Source organism: Shewanella sp. 10B, from assembly GCF_023475885.1.
In the GTDB taxonomy this organism is placed as follows: domain Bacteria; phylum Pseudomonadota; class Gammaproteobacteria; order Enterobacterales; family Shewanellaceae; genus Shewanella; species Shewanella mangrovisoli.
Map to the genome: position 1 here is coordinate 673,013 of NZ_JAMDJO010000001.1, position 13,921 is coordinate 686,933.

Annotated in this window: 12 protein-coding genes; 5 read left to right on the forward strand and 7 right to left on the reverse strand. The window is 47.9% G+C overall.

Annotated features, from left to right (window positions below; genetic code table 11):
- Nucleotides 1-7: 7 nt before the first annotated feature.
- From M0415_RS02815 to M0415_RS02830, 4 genes are all read right to left on the reverse strand, one after another.
- The gene (locus M0415_RS02815) at nucleotides 8-310 is read right to left on the reverse strand and encodes a PilZ domain-containing protein (RefSeq protein WP_011717488.1); all 303 of its coding nucleotides are present in this window, start codon (nucleotides 308-310) and stop codon (nucleotides 8-10) included.
- Between the two features lie 151 nt (nucleotides 311-461).
- Nucleotides 462-866: a phosphate-starvation-inducible protein PsiE gene (locus tag M0415_RS02820; RefSeq protein ID WP_011623180.1), complete on the reverse strand. Its 405-nt coding sequence runs from the start codon at nucleotides 864-866 to the stop codon at nucleotides 462-464.
- Nucleotides 867-1,015: 149 nt separating this feature from the next.
- Entirely contained in the window at nucleotides 1,016-2,188 is a 1,173-nt protein-coding gene (locus M0415_RS02825) for an NnrS family protein (protein ID WP_249556608.1), read from the reverse strand.
- Between the two features lie 410 nt (nucleotides 2,189-2,598).
- Nucleotides 2,599-3,108 carry a DUF2062 domain-containing protein gene (locus tag M0415_RS02830; RefSeq protein WP_011717486.1) on the reverse strand — a complete coding sequence of 170 codons (510 nt, stop codon included), beginning with the start codon at nucleotides 3,106-3,108 and terminating at the stop codon, nucleotides 2,599-2,601.
- A 32-nt stretch (nucleotides 3,109-3,140) separates the two neighbouring features.
- Here M0415_RS02830 and M0415_RS02835 point away from each other — a divergent pair, with 32 nt between their 5' ends.
- Genes M0415_RS02835 through M0415_RS02850 form a run of 4 tightly spaced genes read left to right on the forward strand, consistent with a single transcriptional unit; the run spans nucleotide 3,141 to nucleotide 8,474 of the window.
- Complete coding sequence (locus M0415_RS02835) at nucleotides 3,141-5,462, forward strand: DNA internalization-related competence protein ComEC/Rec2 (RefSeq protein ID WP_249555765.1); 2,322 nt, start codon at nucleotides 3,141-3,143, stop codon at nucleotides 5,460-5,462.
- Between the two features lie 32 nt (nucleotides 5,463-5,494).
- Nucleotides 5,495-7,297 carry a lipid A export permease/ATP-binding protein MsbA gene (gene msbA / locus M0415_RS02840; RefSeq protein ID WP_249555764.1) on the forward strand — a complete coding sequence of 601 codons (1,803 nt, stop codon included), beginning with the start codon at nucleotides 5,495-5,497 and terminating at the stop codon, nucleotides 7,295-7,297.
- Nucleotides 7,298-8,305, forward strand: a complete 1,008-nt coding sequence (gene lpxK, locus M0415_RS02845) for a tetraacyldisaccharide 4'-kinase (RefSeq protein ID WP_249555761.1) — start codon at nucleotides 7,298-7,300, stop codon at nucleotides 8,303-8,305.
- Complete coding sequence (locus M0415_RS02850; protein ID WP_011623174.1) at nucleotides 8,295-8,474, forward strand: Trm112 family protein; 180 nt, start codon at nucleotides 8,295-8,297, stop codon at nucleotides 8,472-8,474. Before lpxK ends, M0415_RS02850 begins: the two co-directional genes overlap by 11 nt.
- 128 nt (nucleotides 8,475-8,602) lie before the next feature.
- Here M0415_RS02850 and M0415_RS02855 read toward each other — a convergent pair whose 3' ends face one another.
- Nucleotides 8,603-9,067, reverse strand: coding sequence for a single stranded DNA-binding domain-containing protein (locus M0415_RS02855; RefSeq protein ID WP_249555759.1), 465 nt, complete (start codon nucleotides 9,065-9,067; stop codon nucleotides 8,603-8,605).
- A gap of 165 nt (nucleotides 9,068-9,232) precedes the next feature.
- On the opposite strand from M0415_RS02855, the gene M0415_RS02860 reads away from it, so the two are divergent.
- Nucleotides 9,233-9,922 (forward strand): energy-coupling factor ABC transporter permease, encoded by a 690-nt coding sequence (locus tag M0415_RS02860; protein ID WP_249555757.1) that lies wholly within the window; start codon nucleotides 9,233-9,235, stop codon nucleotides 9,920-9,922.
- A 59-nt stretch (nucleotides 9,923-9,981) separates the two neighbouring features.
- Here the strand turns inward: M0415_RS02860 and M0415_RS02865 are convergent, their stop codons facing one another.
- Together M0415_RS02865 and M0415_RS02870 are read right to left on the reverse strand one after the other, a co-directional pair.
- On the reverse strand, nucleotides 9,982-10,338 hold the full coding sequence (locus M0415_RS02865; RefSeq protein ID WP_249555755.1) for a glutathione S-transferase N-terminal domain-containing protein: 357 nt from the start codon (nucleotides 10,336-10,338) through the stop codon (nucleotides 9,982-9,984).
- 231 nt (nucleotides 10,339-10,569) lie between these two features.
- Nucleotides 10,570-13,788: a DUF748 domain-containing protein gene (locus tag M0415_RS02870; protein ID WP_249555753.1), complete on the reverse strand. Its 3,219-nt coding sequence runs from the start codon at nucleotides 13,786-13,788 to the stop codon at nucleotides 10,570-10,572.
- Nucleotides 13,789-13,921: the final 133 nt, after the last annotated feature.

Here is a 13,921-nt window from a genome sequence, read left to right on the forward strand (position 1 = left end):
ATTGAAATTAAAGCAATTGCATGGCGACATGATAACTTTGATCATGACGTTTAGAGCAGCGGCAGACCTGACCTTTAACGCTATTCTCATGATCGGTGTCAGGATTAAAGGTCACTGTGACTAAGTCACCCAGCGAGAACGGTTTTTTATAATCAAACAAAATGCCTCGACGGGCTAAATCGATGCACACGCCTTGGTCGGTATGGTTTACATCGTCGTTATCTGTCCAATGTAAGAGTACGCGCTCGGCTTCCATATCCACGCGAAGCGACCCACGTTTTTCTTCAAATCCTGTTGGATGGTCACCCATAACTCAATTGCCCCGTAAATAATTGATCTCAGTAAAACTAGCATAATTGCTTTTTGGCAGAATACCAATGTGAAAGCGAGGTCTTTGGTGAGGATTTTACTGGCAAGAACATCGCGCCATTGCCTTTGGCTGGCAATGGCGCGCGTGAGGATTAATTATCGTATTCTTGATTTTTAGGGTAGGGCATTTTTAATTGGCCCCAACGGATAACGATAACCGTGGCCGCTAAAATCAAAGTCGAGAGAGAAATGGCGGCAATGCGCCAGTCGTCCATGCTCTTCATATCTAAGATTAAGTACCGCGCTAGGGCGACAATCGCAATGTACAGCGGCATACGCACGGGTAATTTGCCCGATTCGGCGTAGTTGGCCACCATGGCGAGCACTTCAAGGTAAATAAACAATAACAGTAGATCGGCAAGCGCTACGGCGCCGACATTAAAGACATGAACAATTTCTTGGCCGATGGCGACAACGGTCGCAATGGCGATGATGATTAATACCAGATGCTCAACGGCTTTTAAGCCCTTGGCACCGTATTGGCGATAAAATGGCATAGGTACTCCCTACTGAATATTTTTATAGATAGTAACAGTAAAAATACCTTAGGTAGGGAAAAGAGGCGTGATTCTCTGTGACTCAATTCACAAGATAACAAATGCTCGCTGAGCCACAGAATAAAAGCGCCGTGATTTTAGACGCCGCTTTAGCCTGGGCGCCCATCGGCCCTTACGCGACAAAGCATAGGTCCATAACAGTAACAGAAACAGCCAAAGGCTAAGATCCACAGCGCAATGGCGGCGAGCATGAGTTCGATAAACCAAGTACTAAGTAAGCCCGCGAGGACGCGCAGCACTGTGGCGCAGAGGATCAAGGCAAAAGCCAGCGCCATTGGTCGCGGCGGTGTCAGTGTACGCCCCGTATGCCCGAGTGAAACCCGTGACATCATCGCAAGGATCATTCCGCCTAATCCCCCAACAGTAATGGCATGCATGCCAACGGAAAGTGGCAATCCTGCAGCAATTAGCCCTAAACCTATGGGGATACATAAGTAATTTAAATGCAGCGACCATAATAGCGGCACAGGCCAACTGGCATTCCATCCCCAGCGAGACCAACGAATGAAGAGTACTAAGCCTGCAACACCTGCAAGGAGGCGGGTCAATAATGTTTCTGTTAAAAAGAGACTTATCACTAGGGTTAATAGGCTAACGAAACTTAAATACTCTAGCGCAGGGAGCGGGGCTTGCTTTTGCCATTGGGTTGCACGTTCAGTAAAAAATGGGATCACCCGTCCACCGAGCACCGCGACAATAACCGCGACCAATATCACTGCGGCATAGAGTCCGTTATTCATCCAATTCAATTGATTAGTCATTAAGCCGTAGTAACTCACGCCGTTGAAAACGGTGAGTAAACTCAGAATGGGGATAAACACAAAGTTGCGCCACTGGCGAACCTCAATCACCGAAATGGCTAATAAGACCGCCGTTAAGGGTAAAAACAGCAGATCGATGATCATTATGACAACAAGCGGAATGTTGAAGGACAATATGAACAACAAACGAGGCAGTAGCCATACTAAAAATAGTCCAGCTAAAGGCAAACCTTTAATGCCAGGGCGTCCCGTCCAGTTTTGAACGGCTGTCAGTAAAAAGCCTGCAACTACAGCGCAGACAAAGCCAAAAATCATCTCATGGCCATGCCACCACAGAGGATTGAGTGTGCTTGGTAATAACGATTTGCCTGAGAGCAAACCGCCCCATATACCCAAACTTAAGAGACTAAACAGGCTGGCAAATAGGAAAAAGGGTCTAAAACCTAAGCGAAACAAGGCCACTTTGGGTTGTAGGTGTGCGGGTTCATCAATATTCAGCATACAGAGCAGTGGTGAAGGTGAACATGGGGACATTTTAAGCTGCAAATAAAATGAATGTATATATCTCCTTTTGAGTAACAGTCAGTTTACTGCGGTGAAAGCTGTTTATTTTGCTGTTAGATGTGACGGATTGGCTCTTAGATTCGAGACGAGATAGCGGGCAGCTTAAGGATTTAAGTTTAGCAAGCGGCAAGTGTTACAGGGGCTGAGAAGGTCATGCAGAGAGGAGTTAACTTGTTCAATATCTTGGGTGAGCTTGACTACGAGATCCAATGCAACAAGTTAAGCCAATGTACTAAGCTGGATCACTAACAAGACATCTAAGCGCTAATCAAAGTGATTAGATGCGCTTAGATGCCCTTAAATCAAATACGAGTGAGCTGCGGGATGGTGCAGCAAAGCTTCGGCAATTATTTTGTCTTACGCTTTTGCCATTTAAACATGATGGAGTATTTCCACAGGTTACTGATCGTCAGGTATCCCAAGGCGGAAAATATGACTCCCAACACTAAGCAACCAAGCAAAAATGCAGGGCCAATGGTGGCCAATGAGGATTCAATCCATTGCCAGCTGGCTTCAAAGGCAAACTCCTGCGGCGCATGGCCAAGAATTTTTGCGCCTAATAAATAAGCGCCATAAAACATCACTGGCATGGTGAGCGGATTGGTGATCCACACTAATGCGACAGACACGGGAATATTGACATTAAACAGGATGGCGAAAGCGGCGGCGACCACCATTTGAAACGGCATTGGGATCCAAGCGACAAACAAACCTATGGCAAAGGCCCCCGGGGCAGAGCGGCGATTAAGCGCCCACAGATTGGGGTTATGTAATAAGCGACCGAAAATGCGTAGGTGTTTGTGCTCACGCAGGGTTTCAGGCTTAGGCATATATTTTTTGATTAATTTTTTTGGCATAGGCTGAAATTGCTGTCTTAACTTAATTCACTATGAATGGATTCATTTTTGGCTTTAGTGCCACCTTATTATCAGCGATGTTGTGGCCCTCGCTGCTGCCAATCGATTCTTTACCCTACCTTTGCCTTGGGGCACTCATCGTATTCAAAAAAGCGCCTAGTTTGTCTGGCGTACTTTTCGCGATGTGTTGGCTTACGGGGTTTTGCTTAGTCTTATCTCGGCAGGATCTTCCTTTATCGCAACAGCCAATTCAAGTGAGGGCCGAAATCATATCACTAGTTAGTCAAAACAGCGACTGGGTTAGCTTCGATATTATTGTCGATAAACCAAATTTAATCTTTTGGCCAAGGGCGAAGTTGCGACTCACTTGGCAATCTCCTGAAGCGGTGCAAGTGGGGCAAGTTTGGTCATTTACGCTGATGCCTAAAACTATCTCGAGCGTGTTAAATCAAGGTGGTTACAACGAACAAAAGCAATTGATTAGTCAGCATATTGTTGGCAAGGGCAGGGTACTACATGCAACGTTAGAAACATCGCTTTTTTCATTAAGAAATCATCTGATTAGCCAATTGTCCCCTAAGTTGTCGACATTTGCGCAGGGGGATATTTTGCTCGCGCTGATCTTGGGCGATAAGCAACTCATACCAGCCAGTAAGTGGCAGGCATTAAGGCAAACCGGAACTGGGCATTTAGTGGCGATATCTGGGCTGCATTTATCTGTGATCACCGCCTGGGTTTATGTATGCACGCTGTTTCTATTAAGCCGCTTCGTGGCGCATTCGAGTAGGCGAAATCTAGTGTTTGCGCTATTGCTCGCCGGAGGTAGTGCCTTATTTTATAGCTATTTAGCGGGGTTTGCCGTTTCGACCCAACGCGCGTTAGTGATGATTTTATTAATCATGCTACTGAGTTTATTAAGACGCTACTCGAGTGCGTGGGACCGTTTACTGTTTGCACTCTTTATTGTGCTTTTGCTCGATCCGCTTGCCTGTTTGAGTGCTGGCTTTTGGCTGTCGTTTTGTGCCTTAGCGATTATTTTATATACCTTGGAAAGCGCGCCGACTATTCAGCCCGTCGAAGGTAACGCTACCTTTAGGGCAAAAGCGAGAGGGAGACTCACGCAGTTTTGGTCGATTCAATGGCGTTTAAGTCTGGTGTTAGGGCTGGTACAGGCGGTGTTTTTCGGCGGCCTAAGCGTACACAGTCTGTGGATGAATATGCTGGTGGTGCCTTGGTTTAGCTTAATCATTATCCCCTTGTCTATGCTGGCGTTTATCCTCTGGTTGTTAGGCACGCTTTTTGGTCAAGTATGGTTTGCGTTGTTCCATCTGGCAGATTTAACACTGTTACCCTATGGCTGGTTATTGGAACTTAGCGGTGATTTACCCGCCCATTGGCATTCGGTCTCTGAGACCTTGCTCGGGGCCAGTCTGTGCGCACTGTTGGCCTTGATACTGTGGCGTTATCTTCCGCATCATAGTCGGTATTGGCTCTGGCATTTACCCTTAGCATTGCTGTTTATTCCGTTCATATTAGTGATTTTTCCACGAGTGACTGAGTCCTCTTCCCCTCAGTGGACACTGCATCTACTCGATGTGGGGCAGGGATTAGCCGTGGTGATTGAACAGGATAAACGCGCACTTATCTATGACACGGGCGCCGCCTTTGGTGAAGATTTTAGCTATAGCGAACGGGTGATTATCCCGTTTCTTAACAGCAAAGGTTTAGCTCAGGTGGATTATATTGTTGTGAGTCATGGCGATAACGACCATGCTGGCGGTGCCGAAGTGCTGGCCAAAGCCTATCCAAGGGCAAACTGGATAACCGATGTGGCTCATTTGGCTGGTATGCCTTGTGTGCCGCAGCAAATTCACTGGCAGCAATTAACGTTGAACTTTATTTCGCCGCAGACGGCCAAGGGGGGGAATAACGCCTCCTGTGTGCTGCGTATCGATGATGGCGCGCACAGTTTGTTACTCAGTGGTGATATTGAGAAGGAAACCGAAGCGGTATTGATTGAACAAGCGCTCAAAGGCACCGAGCTTAAAAGCCAAGTGCTCATTGCGCCGCACCATGGCAGCCGCACCTCATCAACTCCTGCCTTTATCGATTCTGTCGCTCCTGAGTTAGTATTGTTTCCAGCAGGTCTCAATAATCGTTATGGTTTCCCCAAGCCCGATGTGGTCGCGCGCTATCAAGCGCGGAATATTCACTATTTCACGACGGGGCGAGAAGGGCAGCTCAGCGTTTCTTTTGCTGCTGGACGGCTCGAGGTAAAGACCTATCGGCGTGATTTGGCGCCATTTTGGTATAACCGCTTGTTTAGATTTGGTGACTTGATTAATCCAGAGTAGAATGGCCACTTTGCCATAATTTAGTGTTTTCAATGACAGCATCTCCTAAAGACGAAATGTGGACAGTTTTCAAACGACTACTGGGCTACCTCAAACCGATGAAGGGCATGTTTTTGCTTTCAGTTGTCGGCCTGATTGTATATGGGCTTGTCGACGCGGCCTTTATTTCTTTTATCGGTCCTTTTATCGATAAAGGCTTTTCCAGTGCACCGGCGATCAGTAACGGTATCGCACTTCCCACTAGCCAAGGTTTTCATGCCGATAACCAAGTGTTATTAATGGCGCCGATAGTGGTTATTTTGATGTTCTCCCTGCGCGGTTTTGCGAACTTTGTCTCCACCTACGGCATTTCTTACATGAGTGCGCGTTTGATCATGGATATGCGCCAGCAGGTGTTTGAGCATTATCTGAGCTTGCCCGTGAGCTACATGGATAAAGAAAACACCGGGAACTTGATTTCAAAAGTCACCTTCGATACCGAACAAATTGCCCGCGCATCGGGTAGCGCCTTGATCTCCATCGTGCGTGATGGGGTGACGGTTATCGGTATGCTTGCGCTGATGTTTTACAACTCGTGGAAGCTATCCCTGTGTATTTTAGTGATTGGCCCGATTATGGGATTGGTGATCACTATTGTCAGTCGCCGCTTCCGTAAGGTATCGAAACAAATCCAAACGGCGATGGGCGATGTCAGTGCCGCCACCGAGCAGATGATTAAAGGCCATAAAAACGTCTTGGCCTTCGGCGGACAAGAAACCGAAACGGCGCGTTTTGCCAAAGTGAATGACAGAAACCGTCATCAAAACATGAAACTCGCCGTGGCGCAGGCCATTAGCCAGCCGCTGATCATGGTGATTGGCTCCTTTGCCTTGGCCTTTGTGCTCTATGCGGCGAGCCTCGATAGCATGAAAGCCGATTTGACCGCTGGTACCTTCGCGACCATTCTCGGCGCTATGATGGCCATGCTGCAACCCATCAAAAACCTCACGCGTGTGAACGCCGAATTTCAACGCGGTATCGCGGCCTGTACCACGGTCTTTGAACTGTTAGATACTTTGCCAGAGTCGGATACGGGTACTTATAGCGTCAAGCGTGCTAAGGGCAACTTACGTTTCGATAATGTGTCTTTCAGCTACGATGGGCAGGAGCGCCGCGCCTTAGATAATATCGACTTCGAGGTAACTCAAGGGCAAACCTTGGCCTTAGTCGGTCGCTCTGGTTCGGGTAAATCCACTATCGCCAGTCTGGTGACGCGTTTCTACACTGGCTTAGAATCTGGTGATATTCTGCTCGATGATGTCAGCATCTATGATTACTCATTGAAATCATTGCGTAATCAAGTGGCACTTGTGTCGCAGCAAGTGACGCTGTTTAACGATACTATTGCCAACAATATCGCCTATGCCTATCCCGGCGAAGCGACCCGCGAGCAGATTATTCAAGCGGCAACCTTAGCCCACGCGATGGAGTTTATCGAGCAATTGCCGGAAGGTTTAGATACTCAAGTGGGTGAAAACGGCGTGTTGTTATCGGGCGGCCAGAGACAACGTATCGCGATTGCCCGCGCTATGCTGCGTGATGCGCCTGTGCTGATCCTTGATGAAGCCACCTCGGCACTCGATACCGAATCTGAGAAAGCGATTCAGCAGGGGCTGGATAATCTTCGTCAAAACCGCACCTCGGTTGTGATTGCCCATCGTTTGTCGACCATTGAAAGTGCCGACCAAATTTTAGTGGTCGATCAAGGCCGTATCGTTGAGCGCGGTACCCATAAATCCCTTCTGGAACTTGGCGGCATGTATGCCAAGTTATACCAAATGCAGTTTGGTAGCTAAATGCAGGCGCTGGTGAATAAAATCTGGTACGAGGGCCACCCATTGCGGTGGCTCTTGCTGCCGTTTTCAGTGCTATTTGCCTTGATTACTGCGATTCGTCGCAGCCTGTTTCGCTTGGGACTCAAATCCCAAACTTCATTACCCGTGCCCGTTATCGTCGTCGGTAACATTACCGTTGGCGGCAGCGGTAAAACGCCTACCGTTATCTATTTAATTGAGTTGTTACGGCAACAGGGGTTTAAGCCTGGCGTCATCAGCCGTGGTTATGGCGCGGATATCCAAGGGGTAAAAGTCGTTACCGCGGCAGATAGCGCGGCGGCAGTAGGCGATGAGCCCGCCATGATTGTCGCGCGTACCGGTGTGCCTATGGTGGTGGGAGCCAAACGTGTCGATACCGCCAAGGCGTTGTTGGCAGAGTTTGCCGTGGATGTGATTATCTGTGACGATGGTTTGCAGCATTACGCCCTCGGCCGTGACATTGAGCTGGTGGTGATTGATGGAAAGCGCGGTTTAGGGAATCAGCATTTGTTGCCCGCAGGACCGCTACGGGAAGGGGCTTGGCGCCTAAATCAAGTGGATTTTGTGGTGGTCAATGGTGGGCCCGCGCAGGCAAATCAATATGAGATGCACCTGAGTCCAAGTGCGGTGTTACCAGTAAATCCTAAAGCTGAGGCCATGTTTGACCCGACGCAACCTGTGGTGGCAATGGCGGGTATTGGTCATCCGGCGCGCTTTTTTGAGACGTTAACGCAACAAGGCATTCAACTCGCGTTATCCCATGGTTTTGATGACCACCAAGCCTACGATAAACACGTGTTATGCGAGCTTGCGGCATCTCGCCCGCTGATGATGACAGAAAAAGATGCGGTTAAATGTCGCGATTTTGCACAAGAAAACTGGTGGTATTTGGCTGTGGATGCCAAGCTATCGCCACAATTTGATCAACAGCTGCTGAGCCGTGTGCGCTCTGTGGCTGCAGCTAAACAAGGAAAATCCCATGGCGTTTGATAAAAAACTGTTAGACATAGTCGCTTGCCCTGTGTGCAAGGGAAAATTGGAATACGATAAAACAACGCAGCAATTGATTTGTAAGGCAGACAAATTAGCCTATCCAATCACGGATGGGATCCCTGTGTTACTCGAAAACCGTGCAGTTCCCTTAAACGAAGCGGTTTAATTGCAGACTGAATGAATTGAGGCTTTGAGTTAGCGCTCAGTGAGTTAGCTAAGTAAAGCGTTGAAATAAGGGCGATAACCTCGCCCTTTTTTTTTCTTTTTACTGGTAAAGATAAGCACTCAAACTTGCTAAAAGCGCGCAAATTTTTGTTTATCTTCCTCGGTGGCGCCTTCTTTACATTCTCCGCGAATTTCACCGCGTCCCGATTCAATATTTCGACTCAATTCGAAATAACCCTCGCGGCAATAGCCCGTCATTTCTAAGGTTTTTTCTAACCCCAGCTCCACCTGTTTGCCCCAAATCTCGAGTGAGTCGGCCTGCTCTTTACGACTGCGGCGCTGCTCTCTAGGATCTTGGGCGACTTGGCGCATGCGTTCTTCGTGGGGGAAGGGGCGCTCGGCATTATCCTTTTTCGATTTGTCTTCGGCTAAACCGGCTTGATAGGTAAAGAGTTTTAGGCCATCGGCGCGCAGATCTGTGGTGAGTTTATCTTTAAATTTTCCGGCAAACTCAGTGGGATCTATCGGGGCGCTGCTACAGGCGAGTAGGGTAAAGCAGCTCAGCAGTGTCAGACTTATCGATCTTAATGGCATATGAAGGATTACTCTTAGGTGATTCACTTATCGAAGAATACCTTAATTTGCCGCGAAATATCATGCAATTATGGGTTTTATTCACGATATACTGACTCTCGTATACCGTGATTATCTTTACCGCTTTATCACGCCGAATGGCGCTGTACCGAGGGAGCCTTTTTCATGTTGGACTTTTGGGCGAATCGTTTTGCACAAATCGAATGGGATATCAGCCCATTGCAGTGCCTGAGTCTGTTGCTACTGGCGCTGTGGATTTATGCCATCTGGCCTAAGGAGGAGCTACAGCAAGTGCTGAAGGACAAAGGCTTACAATGGCGGCTGTTATTGACCCTGATTGCGGTAAATACCCTGTGGTTGCTCAATGCCAGTATTCAAGTGGGATTGCATTTACACTTTTTAGGCATAGTCACTTGCCTATTGATGTTTGGTTGGCGTTTAGCCACGGTCGCCTTGCTGCTACCGAGCGCATTTTTCAGTGTGTTTGTATTAAAGCAGCCCGCCGAGTTTGGGGCTTTTAGCTTGTTTGCTATCGCTATTCCGATGTTCTGTGCCTTTATCCTCTACAGCCGTAGTTATCATTTGTTTCCTAAGCATATTTTTGTGTTTATTTTTGTCGGCGCCTTTATTAATGCTGGCTTGTCGACGGTTTTTCATCAATTTAGTTGGGCATTCTGGCTGTGGTGGTCAATGGGTTATGACTGGGGTGTGTTGATTGATAACTATCTGATGTTAATCCCGTTATTAGCATTTCCCGAAGCGCTGCTCAATGGCATGGCGGTGACGCTGCTCGTGGTGTACCAACCCCAGTGGTTGTTTGACTATTCCGATCGCGAATATCTTTGGCGTAAATAAATGTGGCGTAAGTAAATAAAGGCCTAAATAAAAAGCGCGCCATAGGGCGCGCATTTCATTTAGGCAAAGCGTTGATCTAAGTAATTAATAATTTCTTTCGACTCATACAGCCATTGTACTTGGCCATTTTCTTCAATGCGCAAACAAGGAACCTGTTGTTTACCGCCCTGAGTGATGAGCTCATCTTTGTGCGGGGATTGTTTTGCATCCACCGTTTGAATATTCAGTCCTTGACGACGCATAGCGCGGCGCACTTTCACGCAGAAAGGACAGGCATTGTACTGATATAAAGCGAGCGCTTCGGTCTGGGCGTCAATCTGTTGTTGTTCTGCCTGTGGGCGTTTACGCTTCTTTGGGGTGAACACAAAGTTCAGTAACAAAATGATCCGGCCTAAAATCCAGCGAATAATAAACATAATTACCTCGAATAAAGTGTGTTAGCGCGCCGCAGTATGGTGGCAAATGGGTATTCCGCTGTCGAAAAGACTTGGCGAAATGTGATTCCGCTCGCATAAAGCCGCAGAGTGTAACCTAAGGGATGCGTGAGGCCAAGTAATTGAGACTGAGGCTGTTAGTCGACTCGCGGTATAAAAACGCCCAGTGAGGACTGGGCGTTTTATTATCCATGTTTTGGTGTTGGTGAGTATTTAGTTTGCATCGATACTCATATTCACCTGCGCCGCATCTTGGCTCAAGGTCACGCGGCTCTCGAGTAGGAAAATCCGCTCTGGCGCGATCCCTTTACTGTCGACAAGATAGGCTTTAACCGATTTAGCCCGCTCTTGGGCTAAATCGCCTAACATGCCAGGGCTAACTGTTTGCGCTTTTACCGTGAGGTTATACAGCGCAATATGCCAACGGGTGGTGAGTTCCTCTTTGCTCAGTGGCGCATCTTTGGTCTCAGCAACAATAGTGTCTTTCACATCATCCGGATTGGTTTTGACTTCCTGCTCGTACAGTTTGACCAGCGCATCGGCCAGTGGGCCTTCGGTTGGGAATTGGCTCGGACTGAGATCTGCGGGTAATTCCGTCAGTGGCAGATTGGCTAGCGTGGCCAGCTTGCGTTTCATCATGCGCTCGGCAATCGCTTGGCTATCCTTGACGGCATCGACACTGCCTTCAAGGCTCAATTTCAGCATTGGGCGATCATCTAAGCCTTTAGCGAGTTTATCTAAGCTTTCCTGCTCAGTTGGGCTGAGTACAAATTGCCCTGGATTGAAGGGGATTTTATCCAAGGTTTCATCTGAACCTACAAGACCCGCAAGGAAAGAGAAGGGCGCTGTTACGGCCTTAGTGATCACATTGGTGATGGCTGTCATGATAATGCCGCCGACACTAAAGCTGGGAGAGTCTAAGTCGCCGGAGACTTCCATCCCAAGGTCAATCACGCCGTGGCGGTCCTGTAACAGGGCAATCGCTAATGTCACGGGCAAACTAGTGGCTAAGTCACTGTTGCTGCGTTTACCCAGTTTGAGCTGATCAATCACTAAGTGGTTGCTGCCCTTGAGTTGGTTTTGCTCCAGTTTGTAGTTGAGCGCTAAGGACAATTGCCCCTTATCGATGTAATAGCCTGCATAGGTGCCTGAATAAGGATTGACAGAGGTTAGCTCGACACTCTTAAACACTAGGTCTAAGTCAAGATAAGGCTTATCCAGCAGTGGGTTAATATCCCCTTTTAGGGTCACTGGCGCATAACGATCGATTTTCCCTTTAATATCGACCGATGCTGTCGTGCCGGGTTTGGAGGATAAGTGACTGATATTGCCTTCAAGCTGCTCAATGCCTGAGGCAAAGTTAGGCGTGAGGGAGTTATCGGCGAAAAATGCCGAGCCTTGGTTAAAGCTGATTTTCTGAATATCTAAGCTTAACTCGGGCTGCTGAGCCGTTGCATCGGGGCTGCTCTGCGGCTTGGCCTCTGTCTTGGCCGTTGTCGCAGTCGTCTTAGACGCGTCAGTCGCAGGCGTTTCCACAATCAGATTACTGATATTGGTCGTGCGATCCTTAGCGATAACCACCTTAGCGTAGGGCTGATTAAAGCTTAGATGGTCGATATTAATTTTATTCAGCTGCTGGTCGAAATCGAGCTGATTAATATGCATTTTTTGCCATTTAACCAAGGGGGCTTTACGAATGTTGTCGAGGATACTCAAATCATCCAGCTCAACACTGCCTTGATAAATCGCTTTGCCTTTGCCGTCGGCATTTAGCTTGCCATCAGTGCTGAACAGGCCACTGCTGAGCTGCATATTCACATAGGGCGCAAGGTAGGGTTGGAATTGGGCTAAGGCGAGTTGCTCGACTTTAAGGTCGGCGCTAATTGACTCACTAGGCACATCGACTTGCCCCTTGGAGATAAAGCGTCCTTTATCATTTAGAGCAAAGGAAAGCTCGTATTCGATAGGCGCCTTTAAATCGCTCACTATGGCTTGTGTTGCAAAATTAAGGGGATAAACACGCCATTGCTGCGCGGTTTGGGTAAGTTTATGCTCCGCAAGTTGTATATCGTAGTTTTCAATACTCAGTCCGCCCAGTGTCACTAACCAGGCATCTTGCTGTTCAGTCGCGCTCTTATCCGAAGTCGCTTGTGAAGCCGATGCGGCTGACGCGTTCGTTTCAGCTGCGGCTTCTGGTGTTTGTGCTTCAGCAGGCGTGTTCGGCGCTGCGGTATCTGTGCTGGCAGCCATAGATTTTGGCATTAACAGCTGCGCTAAATCGATGCCTTGTTCATCAAGCTTAGCTTTCAGGCTTAAACCTTTACTGTGGATTTGCTTAATGTCGACGCGCTGCTTGGCGAGGTTGAGGTTAATTCCATCAATCGCCAGCAAGGGTAGGGCGATAACGGACTGGTCGCCATTGAGTAAATCAACTTTCTCTACAATCACTTGACCTCGGTCGGCCGAGAGTTGTAGGTTTCCATCGGCTGGCAACTCAACTTGGTAATGACTGTTGATACTGAGTTCACCCGCCGCCAGTTTTACCTTGAATTGGTCGGCAACAAATGGCCAAAAAGGAGCGAGTTGTAGTTTGGCTAGCTGTGCATCCCCGACAAGCTTAAAGGGGAAAAGCTGGAATTGTCCGGCAAGACTGACTTCGCCCGCATGGGCATCCTGCAACTGGGCGACAAATTGGTTGTGCAGAATGTTCGGAGGATTCGATGCAGAGTTGGCCTGAGTCGTAGGTGTATCCGTTGCAGGCTTATCCTGAGATGTCATTGCTTGGCTATTTGCAGGGCTTGCAGGATTGGCCGTCATCAAATACTCAGTATCTAACTGACTGAGTTTGAAGTTGATATTGGGGTAATCAACCAAGGCTTGGGTGACTTTATCATCAAATTTGACCTTACCCGCCGTTAAGCTTAATTCACCTAATATCACTCGCGGTGGGTGGGTATTTGCTGTAGCGGTTTCAGGCTCACTCGGCGTTTTAGCCTGATTGAGGGTGGTAATAATATCGTCGAAGTTAAACTGGGTTTTCCCTTGGGTTTGAAACCGATTGATATTGGCGAAGGGGCCTTGCAGCTGGATATGATCGATCACCACGGCTTGATTAAACACCGACTGCCAAAAGTTGACTTCAAATTGCAGCTGAGATAATCCCGCAAAGGCTTGATTATCTTTCTCTTTAACTTCGAACTGTTCGATATTGACTTGGAAGGTAAAAGGATTGACCCGCATATCCTGCAGTGTCACAGGACGGCCCAATACTTCTGCAAGCTTCTCTGGGGCGAAAGACACTACGGCCTTGGGGAGCACCAGTCCAAGGATAATCAGGTAACTTAAGTAGATTATCGTTAAATAGGCGAGAATTCGTTGGTATCGAGGACGGCTAAAGAACGCCAGTTTTAACCGTGATAGCTGAGTCAACATAGTGAGATTAAGGCTCCAATACGCACGCAGGCGCGAAATCTATCAATAAATGCGACTATTCTAGCGAATAATGCTCAGGTGTACATGAGTTGTTTTTAGTTTTTCCAATTAAATCTGAGCATTACCTTATGGT